Here is a 12,866-nt window from a genome sequence, read left to right as displayed (position 1 = left end):
GATGGGTGCGAACCTCGACCTGATCCGCGCCACCTACGAGGGATCATCGTCGGAAGAGAACGGCCGCAATTTGCTGGCCGCTCTCGCTCCCGATGCCGCATGGACCGAAGCGGAAGGATTTCCGTATGCGGGGACCTATGTCGGACCCGACGCGATTGTCGCAGGCGTGTTCCGGCGTCTCGCCACTGAATGGAGCGGTTATCGCGCCGACGTCCACACCTATCTCGAAGACGGCGATCGCGTCGCCGCCTTCGGCGTCTACTCCGGGACCTACAAGGCGACAGGCAAGGCCATGCGCGCCACCTTCGCGCACCTCTATCTGGTGAAGGACGGCAAGATCGCCAGCATGACTCAATATGTCGACACCGCGATGGTGCAAAAGGCGCTGGAGCCTGCTGTCCACTAGCAGCCGTATGACGTCGGAACGTACGAGAGAAGGGGAGCTTGCGACGTGCGGGCTCCTCTTTTTCGTTCTAACCGTTACGCAGGTGCCCATTACGCTCAAAAACGGGATCGACGCGATCCATGCCAAACCGCAAGATCGGTCGAGCAAGTCATGGCCGTCAGCGACTAGATGGAGCCGCCACGGAGGAGGGACGATGAAGGCGGCGCTGCAAAACTATCAGGCCCGGATGCGGCGGGTGCTGGATCATATCGACCGGCATCTTGACGCTGATCTGGACCTGGAATCGGTGAGCGGCGTTGCGGCCTTCTCGAAGTTTCATTTCCACCGGCAGTTCACGGCGACCTTCGGGTTGTCCGTGCATCGCTATGTCCAGCTGGCGCGGATGAAGCGCGCTTCGCACCGGCTGGCCTACAGTGACGCCCAAAGCGTCACGGAGATCGCGATGGATGCCGGTTACGATGCGCCCGATGCCTTCGCCCGCGCCTTTCGGCAACGGTTCGGGCAATCGCCGTCGTCGTTCCGGAAATCTCCCGACTGGGAGCCGTGGCTTGCGGCCTTCGGGCCTCTCGACAACGCCAGGAGCAAGCTCATGAAGAACTTTACCAATGATGACGTGACGATACGCGATGTGCCATCCACGAAGGTCGCGATCATGGAGCACCGCGGCGACCCGGCCACGCTTCCCGCCACCATCCAGCGGTTCATCGCGTGGCGCAAGGCAGCTAACCTGCACCCCAGCACAAGTCCGACCTTCAACGTCTGGCGTTCCGAGCGGCGGCCTGCGTCGCCTGCCGATTACAGCGTGGACCTTTGCGTCGGGACCGCACCGCCGATCGAGGCGAACGGCGAACAGATCAAAGCTGGCGAGATCCCTGGCGGACGCTGCGCGGTGCTGCGCGTCGTCGGCAACACCGACAATCTGGAGCCCGCCGCGCTCTACCTTTATCGCGACTGGCTTCCGGCCAGCGGCGAGGAAGCACGTGACTTCCCGATCTATTGCCAGCGGCTGAGCTTCTTTCCGGAGGTGCCGGAGCATGAGACGGTCGCGGAGCTTTTTCTGCCGCTGAAATAGCGCGGCTGGCGGCGGCCGCACCACGAAGCGATCTCAGGAAACGGGTGGCGGCTGACAGGTGCCTGATGTCTTGTTTGGCTCCTTGCTGATCAGGAGTGTCTCGCGGTGGAACTTGCAAACAAGACAATCATCATAACCGGCGCCAGCAGCGGTATCGGTGCTGCCGCGGCCTCGCTGTTCGCGTCCGAAGGCGCCGACGTGGTGCTCGGGGCCCGTCGCTCGACCGAGCTGCAGATCGTTGCCGAGGACATCAAACGCGCCGGAGGGCGCGCGACTTTTCTGGCGGGCGACGTCCGGGACGCCGGATACGCTGCCGGCCTCGTAGAACACGCCATTGCAAGCTTCGGAAAGCTCGACGGTGCCTTCAACAATGCCGGCGTCGTCGGCGACATGATCGCGGTCCCTGAGATGAGAGTCGAAAACTGGACCGATGTGCTTGCGGTGAATCTCACCTCTGCTTTCCTGGGTGCAAGGGCGCAAATCCCGGCGCTGCGGCAACGGGGTGGTGGTTCGATCGTCTTTACCTCGTCATTCGTTGGCTTCAGAAACGGGGGTATGCCGGGGATGGCGGCTTACGCAGCCTCGAAGGCAGGAATGATCGGCCTCACTCAATCGCTGGGCTCCGAGCACGCGGCCGAAGGCATTCGTGTCAACGCCCTCCTGCCTGGAGGGACCGTTACCCCGGCGGGAGGCGAAGGAAATCCCGACGTCCTGAATTTCATCGCCGGGCTGCACCCGATGAAGCGGATGGCCAGTCCGAAGGAGATCGCGCATGCGGCCCTTTTTCTCCTGAGTGACCGGGCGTCGTTCATGACGGGCAGCCCAATGACGGTTGATGGAGGCATGTCGGTCCGCCTGGTCTGAGGACGAAGCCGGCGGCTTGATCGACGGCGCTCAGGCGCCGCGGTCAGAGCAGCTCTATGGTTGTCGATGAGGCCATGGAGCAGGCCCGTGGTGATTGCGCCTCACCCGCGCGCCGCCTGCCAATGCGGCTAGGTGACATAGGCGGTGACGGCGCCCAAGGCGAAGGAATAGTTCAGGCAGCGCTCGGGATTTTTCCCGCGACATCTCGGCCGGCGCGACGCCCAATTTGTCGCAGGCGCAGCAGCAACGTCGCAGCAATGCCACGGTCGTGACGAGAGAGCATTCCTTAGACCCATTCAATTTCGCTTCTTCGTCTGCGTGTGCCCATAAGTCCCCGTCTGAGGTTCGACCAACCGGGGATTGGAATGCTGGGTTTGAATGCCGTGAGGCGAGTTTTTCTTGCGACCTGCAGTTTGTTCGTGTTGGACGCAGGCCTTGGCGGTGAGAGTTACGCTCAAGCCCAGCTACCTCCAGTGACCGTCGACGCTCCAGGAGGCCAGATTCGCCGGGCGCAGACTGCACGTCCTGGTGCCGCAAGCGAAATGCGACGATCGGTGCGGCGCCAAAATCCGCGCAGAACGGTGCAGATCGCTGCAGTACCCCCGGCGTCAACCACGACTCTCCAGAGTGCGACCGGCCCTGTTCAGGGGTTCGTGGCGACGCGCAGCGCCACTGGCACCAAGACCAATACGCCGCTGATCGAGACGCCGCAGTCCATCTCGGTCGTGACGCAAGATCAGATCCGCGATACCGGGGCGCGAACGGTCGGGGAGGCGTTGGCCTACACGGCCGGCGTGCAAACGCAACCCTACGGCTTCGATCCGCGTTACGACCAGTTTCTGATCCGGGGATTTGCGGCCAACCAGTACGGCAATTATCGAGACGGCTTGCGGCAGGGCAATGGTTCGTTCGCGTATTTCCGCAACGAACCTTACGGCGCCGAGCGCATCGAGGTGATGCGCGGTCCGTCATCAGTGCTGTATGGCGCCAACGAAGCCGGCGGCATGGTGAACTATGTGAGCAAGATGCCGCTCGAGAAACGGCTCAACGAGGTCGGCCTCGATATCGGCAATTTCGATCGCTATCAAGGCAGGTTCGACTTCAGCGGACCGACACTTGACAACGACAAGCTGCTCTACCGCTTCACCGGATTGGTGCGTGACAGCGGCACGCAAATTCCCGGAACGTGGGACGACCGCGTGTTTTTCGCCCCGAGCTTTACCGCAAGGCTGAGCGAGGACACGACGCTGACGGTGCTCGCCGAGTACGAGCGAAGCAAGACGTCGATGTGGCCGTATTATCTGCGCAACCCGCTGACGGGCGTGGTCACCAACATACGTCTCGGCGACCCCGCCTTCGACGCGCTCACGCAGTGGCAAGCCTCGATCGGCTACCGGCTCGAACACCGTTTCAACGAGGCGCTGGCGATTCGGCAGCATGTCCGGCTCGGCCACGTGTCGTTCGAGGGCAACATGGTCGATGCTCTCAGTCTCTCTCCCGACGGCCGCACGCTCAATCGCTACGCGGCGACCTTCCGGGAGCGCCTGAACACGTTCAACGTCGACAATCAGATCGAGGCGAGGCTGGCCACCGGACCGATCAAGCATACGGTTCTTGCCGGTGTCGATTATTTCCGGCAGGGCACGACGTTGGATTACTATGCGGGCCTGGCACCGTCACTCGACCTGACGAATCCGGTTTACGGCGGTTCGGCGCCGACGATGCCTCTTGGGCTCATGAGTGCGAACAGTCAAACGCTAGGCCAGGTCGGGCTTTACGCTCAGGATCAAATGGCGCTGGGCGGCTGGCGGCTGACCATCGGCGGCCGTCAGGACTTCGCCGCGCTCTCGAACCGCAATGACCTGACGGGCCTGATGAGCGATAGCGAGCCAAGCAAGTTCACGGGCCGCGCCGGATTGTTGTATCTGTTCGAGTCCGGCCTCGCCCCCTATGTGAACTACGCGACGTCGTTTCTGCCGCAGACCGGCACGACGGCCCCCCAACGCGGCGAAACACCCTTTGCGCCGACAACAGGCGAATCGTTGGAAGCCGGTATCAAGTACCAGCCGCTCGGCTGGAACAGTTACTTCACTGCCACCTGGTTCAATCTGACCAAGGACAATGTGCTGACCATCGATCCGGCCTTTCCCACCTTCTCGGTGCAGACCGGCCAGATCCGTTCGCGTGGCGCGGAGCTCGAAGCCGTGCTGTCATTGGCCGAGGGGCTGAAAGGCATCGCTTCCTACAGCTATACCGATGCAACCGTCACGCGGAGCAATGGGCTCGATTTGGGCAAGGTGCCGATTGGCGTGCCGTTGCAGCAGGCAGCGATCTTCCTCGACTACACCTGGCAGGGCGGCCCCCTTGCAGGCTTTGGCGTCGGTGCCGGTGCGCGCTGGATCGGGCAGACTTGGGCGGACGACATCAATACGATCAGAAATCCCGCCGTTGCGGCCTTTGATGCGGGTGTGCATTACGACTATCGCGGCATGCGGCTGGCTTTGAATGCCCGCAACCTGTCGGATGAGCGCGTTCCAATCTGCAATGGCGGGACTTGCGCGTTCACGCAGGGACGAACCGTGCTGGGGAGCGCGACCGCGCGGTGGTAAGCCTGGCTTGCCCCGACTGTGCTCATCTTTGGTGCTTTGAAGGATGTGCCGCCGCTCTGATCGGCGCGCAGGGACCCAGCGCAAACGCCGGATGTCGGCCACGTACTCCCGTGATACGACTTTCGCATCGTTCTCTTCGGAGCCAGCTGCATGTCCGTCGCGACCACCACCAATCAACAGCCCGCCAGCGCCAGCGAAACCGACCCTGAAACCCTTGGCTGGATGAAAGGCTTCCCGCCGGCGCCGGACCGCACCATCACCTTCCAGGACGGCTCGTTCCGCAGCTTCCCCGAGCTGCGCTGGGCCTGGAGCAACATCCGCCAGCTGGTGCCGACGGTGAACGTCTGGCGCGGGGCGGGGCCTGCATCAGTGCTGCCGCGGGAGGATCATGACGTCGGCGCCTCCGCCTCGACCACGATGGACGGGCGTCCGATGACCTTCGCGACAATGCTGGAGGAGACCTACACCGACGGCATCGCCGTGCTGCATCGGGGCAGGCTGATCTATGAACGCTATTCCGGTGCGCTGAAGCCGCACAAGCCGCATCTCGCGATGTCGGTGACGAAGTCGTTCACCGGTGTGCTCGCCGGCATTCTGGTCGCGGAGGGCAAGATCGATCCGCAGGCGCCTGTTACGGAGTATGTGCCGGAGCTGAAGGCCAGCGCCTTCGGCGATGCGCGCGTGCACGAGGCCATGGATATGACCACGGGGCTCGCATACACCGAAGTTTACACCGACAGCAACTCCGCCGTTTGGGGCTTGCGGCGCGCCAACGGCATGGCGCCGATCCCGCCGGACTATGACGGCGCCACCAATATTTTCGATTTCCTCCTCGCGCAGCAGAAGCAGGGCGAGCACGGCAAGGCCTTTGCCTACAAGACCGTCAACTCCGACGTGCTGGCCTGGATCATCAGGCGCGCCAGCGGCATGACGCTGTCCGATCTCCTCTCCGAGCGGATCTGGACGCCCATGGGCGCGGAGGAGGACGCGCATTATCACGTCGATCGCATCGGCACCGAAAGCGGCGGCGGCGGCCTGTCGACCTGCTTGCGCGATCTCGCCCGCTTTGGCGAGACCATGCGCAATCACGGCCGCTTCAACGGCCGACAGATCGTGCCTTCATCGGTGGTCGAGGACATCGCGCGCGGCGGCGATCCTGAAAAATTCAAGCCGGCCGGCTACACCACGCTGCCCGGTGCGTCCTATCGCAATCAATGGTGGGTCACGCACAACGCCCACGGCGCCTACATGGCGCGCGGCGTTCACGGCCAAGGCATCTACGTCGATCCCAAAGCCGAGATGGTGATCGCGCGCTACGCCTCGCATCCGGCCGCGGGCAACGCCGCCAACGACCCCGTCACGCTGCCGGCCTACATGGCGCTGGCGACGGAGTTGATGGCCGGCGGTTGAGCAATCCCCTTGGGTGGATTAGCCGACACGTCCGCCGTAGCTCATCCGTCTCTTTGATCGCGCTGATGGATGGCGGGTTACGCTTCGCTAATTAACCGAGAGGCATAATCCACTCCACCACGAATGCCGCTCTCATGCGGTCAAGTCACAAAGCACACCGTTGAGGCTCACTTGCAGGCCGGCCGTGGCGTAGCCGTCTTTGCAGGAGGCATGCGCAAATCAGTGGGCGACGACGACCAACTCCGCCGTCAGGGCCGATACCGCGCGGCGGGCCTGGAGTTGCCGAAGCCGGCCGCCAACGCCCCGCGCGCCTTCTCAAAGGCCTCCCATGCCGCCACATCGGGCACCGGCGGTATTGTCACCAGTTCCTTGCGATCGAAGCCGACGAGGGCTGCATCCACGAGATCTTCGACCTCCATGACATTCGGCACCTTGCTGGCGTCGCCACCCGCTCGTTCGTAGATTTCGGTGCGCGTGGCCGCAGGCAGCACGGCCTGCACATAGACGCCCTTCGACGCGACTTCGGCAGCGAGGCCTTGCGACAGCGTCATCAGGTAGGACTTGGTCGCCGGGTAGATGCCACGGGAGTATTCGGGGAGCAGGGCCAGCACCGACGCAATGTTGATGATCGCGCCGTTGCCGCGTTCAACCATGCGGCCGATGACGGCGGACGCAAGCAGCGTCGGCGCGACCACGTTCAGCCCCAAGAGATCGTCCATCTTGATTGGATCGGCGGTCGCGAAATCACCGATCAACGCGGCGCCTGCATTGTTGACGAGGATGTGGATGGGCGGATCGGAACGGAGGCGCCGGAGAACCGGTTCGAGTTGGGAGCCGTCGACCAGGTCGGCCGTGATGACTTCGACCGCAATGCCATGCGCATTGCGCAGTTCGGTGGCGAGGATGTTGAGCCTGTCGGTCGCGCGAGCGACGAGGACGAGATCGTGGCCGCGTGCGGCGAGGCGGCGTGCGTAGACTGCGCCGATGCCGCTCGAAGCGCCGGTAACGAGTGCGATCGTCATGGATGTCGTCCTGATTGAGTTTCGAGCATCGGAATGCCCTGCCGGGGATGGGTGACAAATCGTCGGCGGCAGGATTAGCCGCGCGTCTTCAGATGAAGCATCGGATGGTGCTCATAGTGACCGGCGCCGTTCTTCACGATGGGGTCTTCCGAGGTGATCGCCTTGATGTCCTGGTCATCGGCGATCTGATAGAGCGACACGCCATAGCCGCCACTGGGGTCCATGACAGGGCCGTGTGCAACGACCTGCCCCTTTTCGAGCAGGTCATCCAGGTACGCGCCGTGCTGCTTCATCCATGTCTTCTCATCGGCGGTCATGGTCGCCAAGAAATCGGCGCGCGGCGGGATGTACTTGCACAAATAGTACTTCATCGGTCGCTCCTTGGTGAAAGTGACATCTCAGTTGGCTTGGAGATCTCTCGATCTGAGGGATCAGTCGGCCACGCCCATCTGCTTGCGAAAACTTTTCTCGAACATCTTTTCGGGAACGAAGCGCCGCATCAGGCGGAGCCGGCCCGCCATCTTTCCAGGCGTGTAGCGAATGCTCGGCTGTTTTTCGGTGGCGGCCAGCACCACCTTGTCCGCCACGGCTTCCACGGGATCGCCGGCCGCGATGCCGTTGCGCCATGTCGCGTTCATGGCCGCGCGTCCCTTGTCGTAGACGCCCAGGATTTGATCGGGCTTGTCGCCATTCTCTTCCAGCGCGGTGCGGGTGAAGACGGGCTCAACCAGTGAGACACGAATGCCGAAGGTCCGCAGTTCGTGATCGAGCGATTCGGAATAGCCTTCGACCGCATGCTTGGTGGCGTTGTAGAGTGCCGTATAGGGTCCCGGCAGGAAGCCCGCGACCGAACTGATGTTGATAATCCGGCCCTGGCGCTGCTTGCGCATGATGGGCAGCACCTCAGCGGTGGTGCGAAGGATGCCGAAGACGTTGATGTCGAACAGGCTCTTGGCTTGATCGAGAGATGATTCCTCGGCGGCCCCGATCAGGCTGCGGCCTGCATTGTTCACGAGCACGTCGATCCGACCTGCAAGCCCGATGACGTCCTTGATCAGCTGCTTGACGGAGACATCATCGGTGACGTCGCAGCGGAGCATATGAATGCCCTGGCGTACCTCGTTGGGCCCGGCATGACGGCTGGTGCCGAACACCCGATATCCCGCGCGGATCAGGGCAACCCCGGCCGCAAGCCCGATGCCCCCGGAAGCGCCCGTGATCAGCGCGACCTTGTCGCCGGCTGCGCGCGATTTTGCCTGTGCCATCCTAGAATTCCTCGCTCGACTCATTCAATGATTATGTTCGTAATCATATTTGGTTATGATTATATGCATAATCATTGTCAAGGGGCTTTCTGGACCACGCTTGGAGCCCCATGAAACAGGTCACGCCGGCGTTATGTGTCGGCGCCGCCATCGGAAGGAATGGGCTCGTGAAGGTCAGCAAGGAAACGGTCGAGCAGAATCGCGAGCGGGTGATCGCGACCGCCGCAAGGCTGTTCCGGGAACGCGGGATCGACGGTATCGGGCTGGTCGACTTGATGAAGGCGGCTGGGCTCACGCCTGGAGGCTTCTACCGGCAGTTCAAATCAAAGGATGACCTTGTCGTACAGGCGGTCAAGCGAGCCTACAAGGATATGAGCGAGGATATCGCGGGCCGTCTTGCCGCGAGCGATGATCCGCTGGAGACCCTCGTGCGCCACTACGTGTCGGATTATCACCGCGATGATCCGGGGCAGGGGTGCGGCCTTGCGGCAATGGCCGCCGACGCGGCGCGTCATGACGATCCGGCGCTGCGGGAGTGCTTCGGCAGCATGGTCAGCAACTATATTGGGCTTCTGACCAAGCTCGTTCCGGGATGTGACGGTGCCGCCAAGCGGCGTGCAGCGATCGCCGCTCTCTCCGAGATGATCGGATCGGTTGTCCTCTCCCGTGTTGTGCCGGATCCGGCTCTCTCCGGTGAAATCATCGACACCGTCTCGAATGACCTCGTGAAACGCCACGCGAAATCGAAGTCTGCCTGAGCGCCGAGCCAATGCCGTCGAACTGCCTCATCCTCGCGACATCTTTTCGAACCGCTTCACCAGCCTCTCGCGCTTCAGCCGCGACAGCCGCTGAATCCAGAACACCCCGTCGAGTTGGTCGATCTCGTGCTGGTGGCAGACGGCGCGCAGGGCTTCCGACTCCTCGGTCTGCATGTTGCCGTCGATGTCCCGATAGCTGATCCGCACACGGGCGTGGCGCTGGACGTCGTCGTTGACCCCGGGCATCGAGACGCTGCCTTCGCGATGCAGGATCATCTCGGGTGACGCCCATGAGATCTCCGGGTTGACATAGGTCTGCGGGCCGTCTTTGGCGTCAAGCTCGAGCACGACGACACGCAGGGGTACGCCGATATGCGGCGCCGTGATGCCAATGCCGGGCGCGGCGCGCATGGTCTCGAGCAGATCGGCTGCGAGCTCGCGCAAAGCCTCGTCGAATGCAGTGACGGGGCGGGCCGGTATCGCGAGGCGGCGGTCGGGATAGCGGACGATCGGGCGAATGGTCATGATTGAATCGGCTGGTGCGGCCGGGCCGTCAGAGCGATTGCCGGCAATTCCAGAGGCGGCCAGACACGGTTCGTCATTGCGCGCATGATTGGTCTGTCATAACCTTTAGTTGTGTCTACCCGGAATTCTCACGGACGGACACGGGATACACTTTTCTTCATTTTTGCACCTACTTTTTTTGGAGGGGAATATGAGCGCTGTCGATTCGACCGGCAAGGAAGAGCACCTGTGGCTGTCACTCGATTTCCTAACCAGATATTTCTTGGCGATTTGCTGCGTGATTGGACCATTGTTGTTGGGCTATTTGGCGCCCAATCGAGTTGCCGACATGCTCGTGCCGCTGGCTGACAGATCCATCGTCAGTTTCGTTCTCCCAAATCCGGACGCCGAATCCGCCGCGAAAATCGAAAAGCTGAAGGCTGCCCTTGCCGAGAAACAAAAGACGGCAAGCGAGAAGCAGGGCGCGCTGGACCGGCTGGAGGCGGCAGCTGCGACCGAGGACAAGCGAAAGGAAGCGCGGTTGGCAGTCGAGAACGCACAGGCCGCAGAGGCGGCAGCCAAAGCCGACATCGAAAAGGCGGAAAAGAGCCGAGGGACGGATCGGACGATTACTCAGTCCAAGCAGATCGCCGACACGCTGACGGCCCGATACAATTACGCGGCTACAAGCGGCGTGCTGTACCTCGTCAGCGCGGCGACCTTGCTCCTGGGAGGAATGATCGTTTTCCGCCGCAGCACGCCGCTGTTTTTCGCAGGGCTCGCGCTTGCCCTCATCCTCGCGTGGGGGGGTACGAAAGCTCCGACGGCTTATGCCAACGCGGGCCAGACGTTCCTCAAGGCATTGCTGGATCAGGCAGATCAGAATGCCGTCGTTTTCAAGCCGCTGCTTGACGCGTACAAGGATGCCGCCGCTTTCAAGGTCAGCGATGCCATCAAGCTGATCATCGACATCAACACATTCGTCGGGCTTGTGGCTGTCGGTATCGCCCTGCTGGCGTTTGCAGTGCTTTCCGGACCGGAGGATAAGCCTTCACTCGCCAGTCTCGAGGAGCGAAAGACAAATCTTCAGCGGTTGATCGCACTCAGTTCGGCCATCCTGGTGGTTGCGACGTTCGCAAGCAAGGTCGTGATGGACTGGCCGCTCGGTCTGGTCATCGCGCCACAAGCCGAAGCTCTCAGGCCTCTGGCAAATGCCCTGACCAGTCACCTTGGCATGACAGGGACGATAGCCCTGTTCGCCGCGGCAGCACCGGCATTGACCGGCTGGTACCGGGATGTGAAGCGCTATCGTGACTCCACCGATCAAAAACAGGATCCGGACAAGCTTGAATTCGGAGTTCCCGCCGCGGTGACGAGCATCATCGCCATTCTCGGGCCGGCATTGACGTCACCGCTCTTCGCAAGCTTCAAGGCAATCATCGAGATGGTTGCGGGAGGAAAGGGCGGCTCCTGAAAATGCGGCTTGCGGCGTTGATGGGCGTAGTGGGCTCCCGCATCGCGTCCTATTGGTCGGGATAACCGACGATCGGGCGAATGGTCATGCAGGCTCCTACCACTCACGGATGGTTGAAGCATCCCGTTCTTGACCCCTACCAACTGAAGGTAGTCACTCGGCATGACCCACGTTTCCTCGACTGCCGACGACATCCTGGCCTGCGCGCGCACCTTGATCATTGCGGGCGGCTATAACAGCTTCAGCTACGCCGACGTGGCCGATGTTGTCGGCATCCGCAAGCCAAGCATCCACCACCATTTCGCCAGCAAGGTCGATCTGGTCCGCACCCTCGTGTCGCGCTACCGTGCCGAAGCCGAGGCGGGACTGTCCGCGCTCGAGCGCAATGTCCCTGATCCGCGCGACCAGCTCGAAAACTATGTCGCGTACTGGAAGGCGTGCATCAATGACGCGACGGCGCCGTTCTGCGTGTGCGCACTGCTGGCCAGCGAGCTTCCGATCTTGCCCGAGGAAGTCGCGCTCGAAGTCCGTGCGCACTTCCGCTTCTTGGCTTCCTGGCTGACGTCCGTCATGGAGCGCGGCAAGCGGAAGGGGCAGCTCAAACTCTCCGGCACAGCCGGGGTCGAGGCCGAAGGATTCATGGCGACCATCCATGGCGCGATGCTGTCGGCGCGTGCCTATGGCGATCCGAAGATGTTCGGCGTGATCACCACCCCGCTGCTGGACCGGCTGTCCAACAAGCACTGACACACATCGGCGAGACGGCAACGACACCCGCAGGCAAAGCCGGTGAGGCGCTCTCGCTGTGAGCGAGAGGCTACCAACTAGTAGATAAAGGAGCGAATGCGGTGGCATATCATCAATTGGATCTCGGTCGTGCCAATCGCGGACGATGGCTGAAGGTTTACTATTTTATCCGGGCGGCGTTCTCCGTCACCTGGGTCGGAGCTGCCTTTGCGGTCGGGCCCTCATCGCCAATGATCGCCGGAGCCTTGCTCGTCCTCTATCCGGCATGGGACGCCGCGGCCAACTTCCTGGACGCGTTTCGCAGCGGCGGGCTCGCTCAAAACCGCACGCAGGCTCTGAACGTCGTGGTTAGCTTGGCGACCACCGTCGCGGTGCTCGTGACTTTGCAGATGAGCATGAACCAGTTGCTCGGAGTCTTCGGGGCTTGGGCGATTTTATCGGGATTGCTCCAACTCGGAACGGCAATCCGGCGCTGGAGAAGTTTTGGCGCGCAATGGGCCATGGTGCTCAGCGGGGCCCAGTCAGCGCTCGCGGGCGGCTTCTTCATCGTTCAGGCCACGATGCCGGCGGTTCCCTCGATCGCGAATGTCGCGGGCTATGCTGCGGTCGGCGCGCTCTACTTCCTGGTCTCGGCGGTCTGGCTCACCGTCAGCGCATGGCGGCAGCGCGCCAAGCGGGCTCGGTCGGGCTGTTGCGATGGCTTGGCGGGATCATGACATGATGCCGGTGTTTTGC

13 protein-coding genes are annotated in these 12,866 nt (G+C 62.3%); 9 read left to right on the top strand and 4 right to left on the bottom strand.

Annotation, left to right across the window (positions count from 1 at the left end):
* Position 1 precedes the first annotated feature (1 nt).
* The 5 genes from IVA88_RS23840 to IVA88_RS23820 all read left to right on the top strand — a co-directional run bounded on the left by IVA88_RS23840 (position 2) and on the right by IVA88_RS23820 (position 6,361).
* Entirely contained in the window at positions 2 to 406 is a 405-nt protein-coding gene (locus IVA88_RS23840; protein WP_247499600.1) for a nuclear transport factor 2 family protein, read from the top strand.
* A gap of 193 nt (positions 407 to 599) precedes the next feature.
* Positions 600 to 1,478 carry an AraC family transcriptional regulator gene (locus IVA88_RS23835; RefSeq protein WP_247499599.1) on the top strand — a complete coding sequence of 293 codons (879 nt, stop codon included), beginning with the start codon at positions 600 to 602 and terminating at the stop codon, positions 1,476 to 1,478.
* 105 nt (positions 1,479 to 1,583) lie between these two features.
* Positions 1,584 to 2,342, top strand: coding sequence for an SDR family oxidoreductase (locus IVA88_RS23830; RefSeq protein WP_247499598.1), 759 nt, complete (start codon positions 1,584 to 1,586; stop codon positions 2,340 to 2,342).
* A 653-nt stretch (positions 2,343 to 2,995) separates the two neighbouring features.
* Positions 2,996 to 4,951 (top strand): TonB-dependent siderophore receptor, encoded by a 1,956-nt coding sequence (locus tag IVA88_RS23825; protein WP_247499597.1) that lies wholly within the window; start codon positions 2,996 to 2,998, stop codon positions 4,949 to 4,951.
* Positions 4,952 to 5,101: 150 nt separating this feature from the next.
* Positions 5,102 to 6,361, top strand: a complete 1,260-nt coding sequence (locus tag IVA88_RS23820) for a serine hydrolase (protein ID WP_247499596.1) — start codon at positions 5,102 to 5,104, stop codon at positions 6,359 to 6,361.
* A 248-nt stretch (positions 6,362 to 6,609) separates the two neighbouring features.
* Here IVA88_RS23820 and IVA88_RS23815 read toward each other — a convergent pair whose 3' ends face one another.
* The 3 genes from IVA88_RS23815 to IVA88_RS23805 all read right to left on the bottom strand — a co-directional run bounded on the left by IVA88_RS23815 (position 6,610) and on the right by IVA88_RS23805 (position 8,648).
* Positions 6,610 to 7,383 (bottom strand): SDR family oxidoreductase, encoded by a 774-nt coding sequence (locus IVA88_RS23815; protein ID WP_247499595.1) that lies wholly within the window; start codon positions 7,381 to 7,383, stop codon positions 6,610 to 6,612.
* Between the two features lie 74 nt (positions 7,384 to 7,457).
* Positions 7,458 to 7,754 (bottom strand): YciI family protein, encoded by a 297-nt coding sequence (locus IVA88_RS23810; protein WP_247499594.1) that lies wholly within the window; start codon positions 7,752 to 7,754, stop codon positions 7,458 to 7,460.
* 60 nt (positions 7,755 to 7,814) lie between these two features.
* Positions 7,815 to 8,648, bottom strand: a complete 834-nt coding sequence (locus tag IVA88_RS23805; protein WP_247499593.1) for an oxidoreductase — start codon at positions 8,646 to 8,648, stop codon at positions 7,815 to 7,817.
* A gap of 110 nt (positions 8,649 to 8,758) precedes the next feature.
* On the opposite strand from IVA88_RS23805, the gene IVA88_RS23800 reads away from it, so the two are divergent.
* Positions 8,759 to 9,406, top strand: coding sequence for a TetR/AcrR family transcriptional regulator (locus IVA88_RS23800; RefSeq protein WP_247499592.1), 648 nt, complete (start codon positions 8,759 to 8,761; stop codon positions 9,404 to 9,406).
* Positions 9,407 to 9,433: 27 nt separating this feature from the next.
* On the opposite strand, the gene IVA88_RS23795 is transcribed toward IVA88_RS23800, so the two are convergent.
* Positions 9,434 to 9,931: a peptide deformylase gene (locus tag IVA88_RS23795; protein ID WP_247499591.1), complete on the bottom strand. Its 498-nt coding sequence runs from the start codon at positions 9,929 to 9,931 to the stop codon at positions 9,434 to 9,436.
* A gap of 190 nt (positions 9,932 to 10,121) precedes the next feature.
* Here IVA88_RS23795 and IVA88_RS23790 point away from each other — a divergent pair, with 190 nt between their 5' ends.
* The 3 genes from IVA88_RS23790 to IVA88_RS23780 all read left to right on the top strand — a co-directional run bounded on the left by IVA88_RS23790 (position 10,122) and on the right by IVA88_RS23780 (position 12,847).
* A complete protein-coding gene (locus IVA88_RS23790) occupies positions 10,122 to 11,384 on the top strand; it encodes a hypothetical protein (RefSeq protein ID WP_247499590.1) in 1,263 nt (420 codons plus the stop codon).
* A 162-nt stretch (positions 11,385 to 11,546) separates the two neighbouring features.
* The gene (locus IVA88_RS23785; RefSeq protein ID WP_247499589.1) at positions 11,547 to 12,131 is read left to right on the top strand and encodes a TetR/AcrR family transcriptional regulator; all 585 of its coding nucleotides are present in this window, start codon (positions 11,547 to 11,549) and stop codon (positions 12,129 to 12,131) included.
* Between the two features lie 101 nt (positions 12,132 to 12,232).
* Positions 12,233 to 12,847 (top strand): DUF308 domain-containing protein, encoded by a 615-nt coding sequence (locus IVA88_RS23780; protein WP_247499588.1) that lies wholly within the window; start codon positions 12,233 to 12,235, stop codon positions 12,845 to 12,847.
* Positions 12,848 to 12,866: the final 19 nt, after the last annotated feature.

This window comes from Bradyrhizobium sp. 149 (assembly GCF_023073915.1).
In the GTDB taxonomy this organism is placed as follows: Bacteria; Pseudomonadota; Alphaproteobacteria; order Rhizobiales; family Xanthobacteraceae; genus Bradyrhizobium.
This window is presented reverse-complemented; position numbering and strand designations above follow the sequence as displayed.

Excerpts from the sequence above, each read along its gene's own strand:
- IVA88_RS23840 (WP_247499600.1), top strand. The coding sequence starts at position 2 with ATGGGTGCGAACCTCGACCTGATCCGCGCCACCTACGAGGGATCATCG.
- IVA88_RS23835 (WP_247499599.1), top strand. The coding sequence starts at position 600 with ATGAAGGCGGCGCTGCAAAACTATCAGGCCCGGATGCGGCGGGTGCTG.
- IVA88_RS23820 (WP_247499596.1), top strand. The coding sequence starts at position 5,102 with ATGTCCGTCGCGACCACCACCAATCAACAGCCCGCCAGCGCCAGCGAA.
- IVA88_RS23815 (WP_247499595.1), bottom strand. The coding sequence starts at position 7,383 with ATGACGATCGCACTCGTTACCGGCGCTTCGAGCGGCATCGGCGCAGTC.
- IVA88_RS23810 (WP_247499594.1), bottom strand. The coding sequence starts at position 7,754 with ATGAAGTACTATTTGTGCAAGTACATCCCGCCGCGCGCCGATTTCTTG.
- IVA88_RS23805 (WP_247499593.1), bottom strand. The coding sequence starts at position 8,648 with ATGGCACAGGCAAAATCGCGCGCAGCCGGCGACAAGGTCGCGCTGATC.
- IVA88_RS23800 (WP_247499592.1), top strand. The coding sequence starts at position 8,759 with ATGAAACAGGTCACGCCGGCGTTATGTGTCGGCGCCGCCATCGGAAGG.
- IVA88_RS23795 (WP_247499591.1), bottom strand. The coding sequence starts at position 9,931 with ATGACCATTCGCCCGATCGTCCGCTATCCCGACCGCCGCCTCGCGATA.
- IVA88_RS23790 (WP_247499590.1), top strand. The coding sequence starts at position 10,122 with ATGAGCGCTGTCGATTCGACCGGCAAGGAAGAGCACCTGTGGCTGTCA.
- IVA88_RS23785 (WP_247499589.1), top strand. The coding sequence starts at position 11,547 with ATGACCCACGTTTCCTCGACTGCCGACGACATCCTGGCCTGCGCGCGC.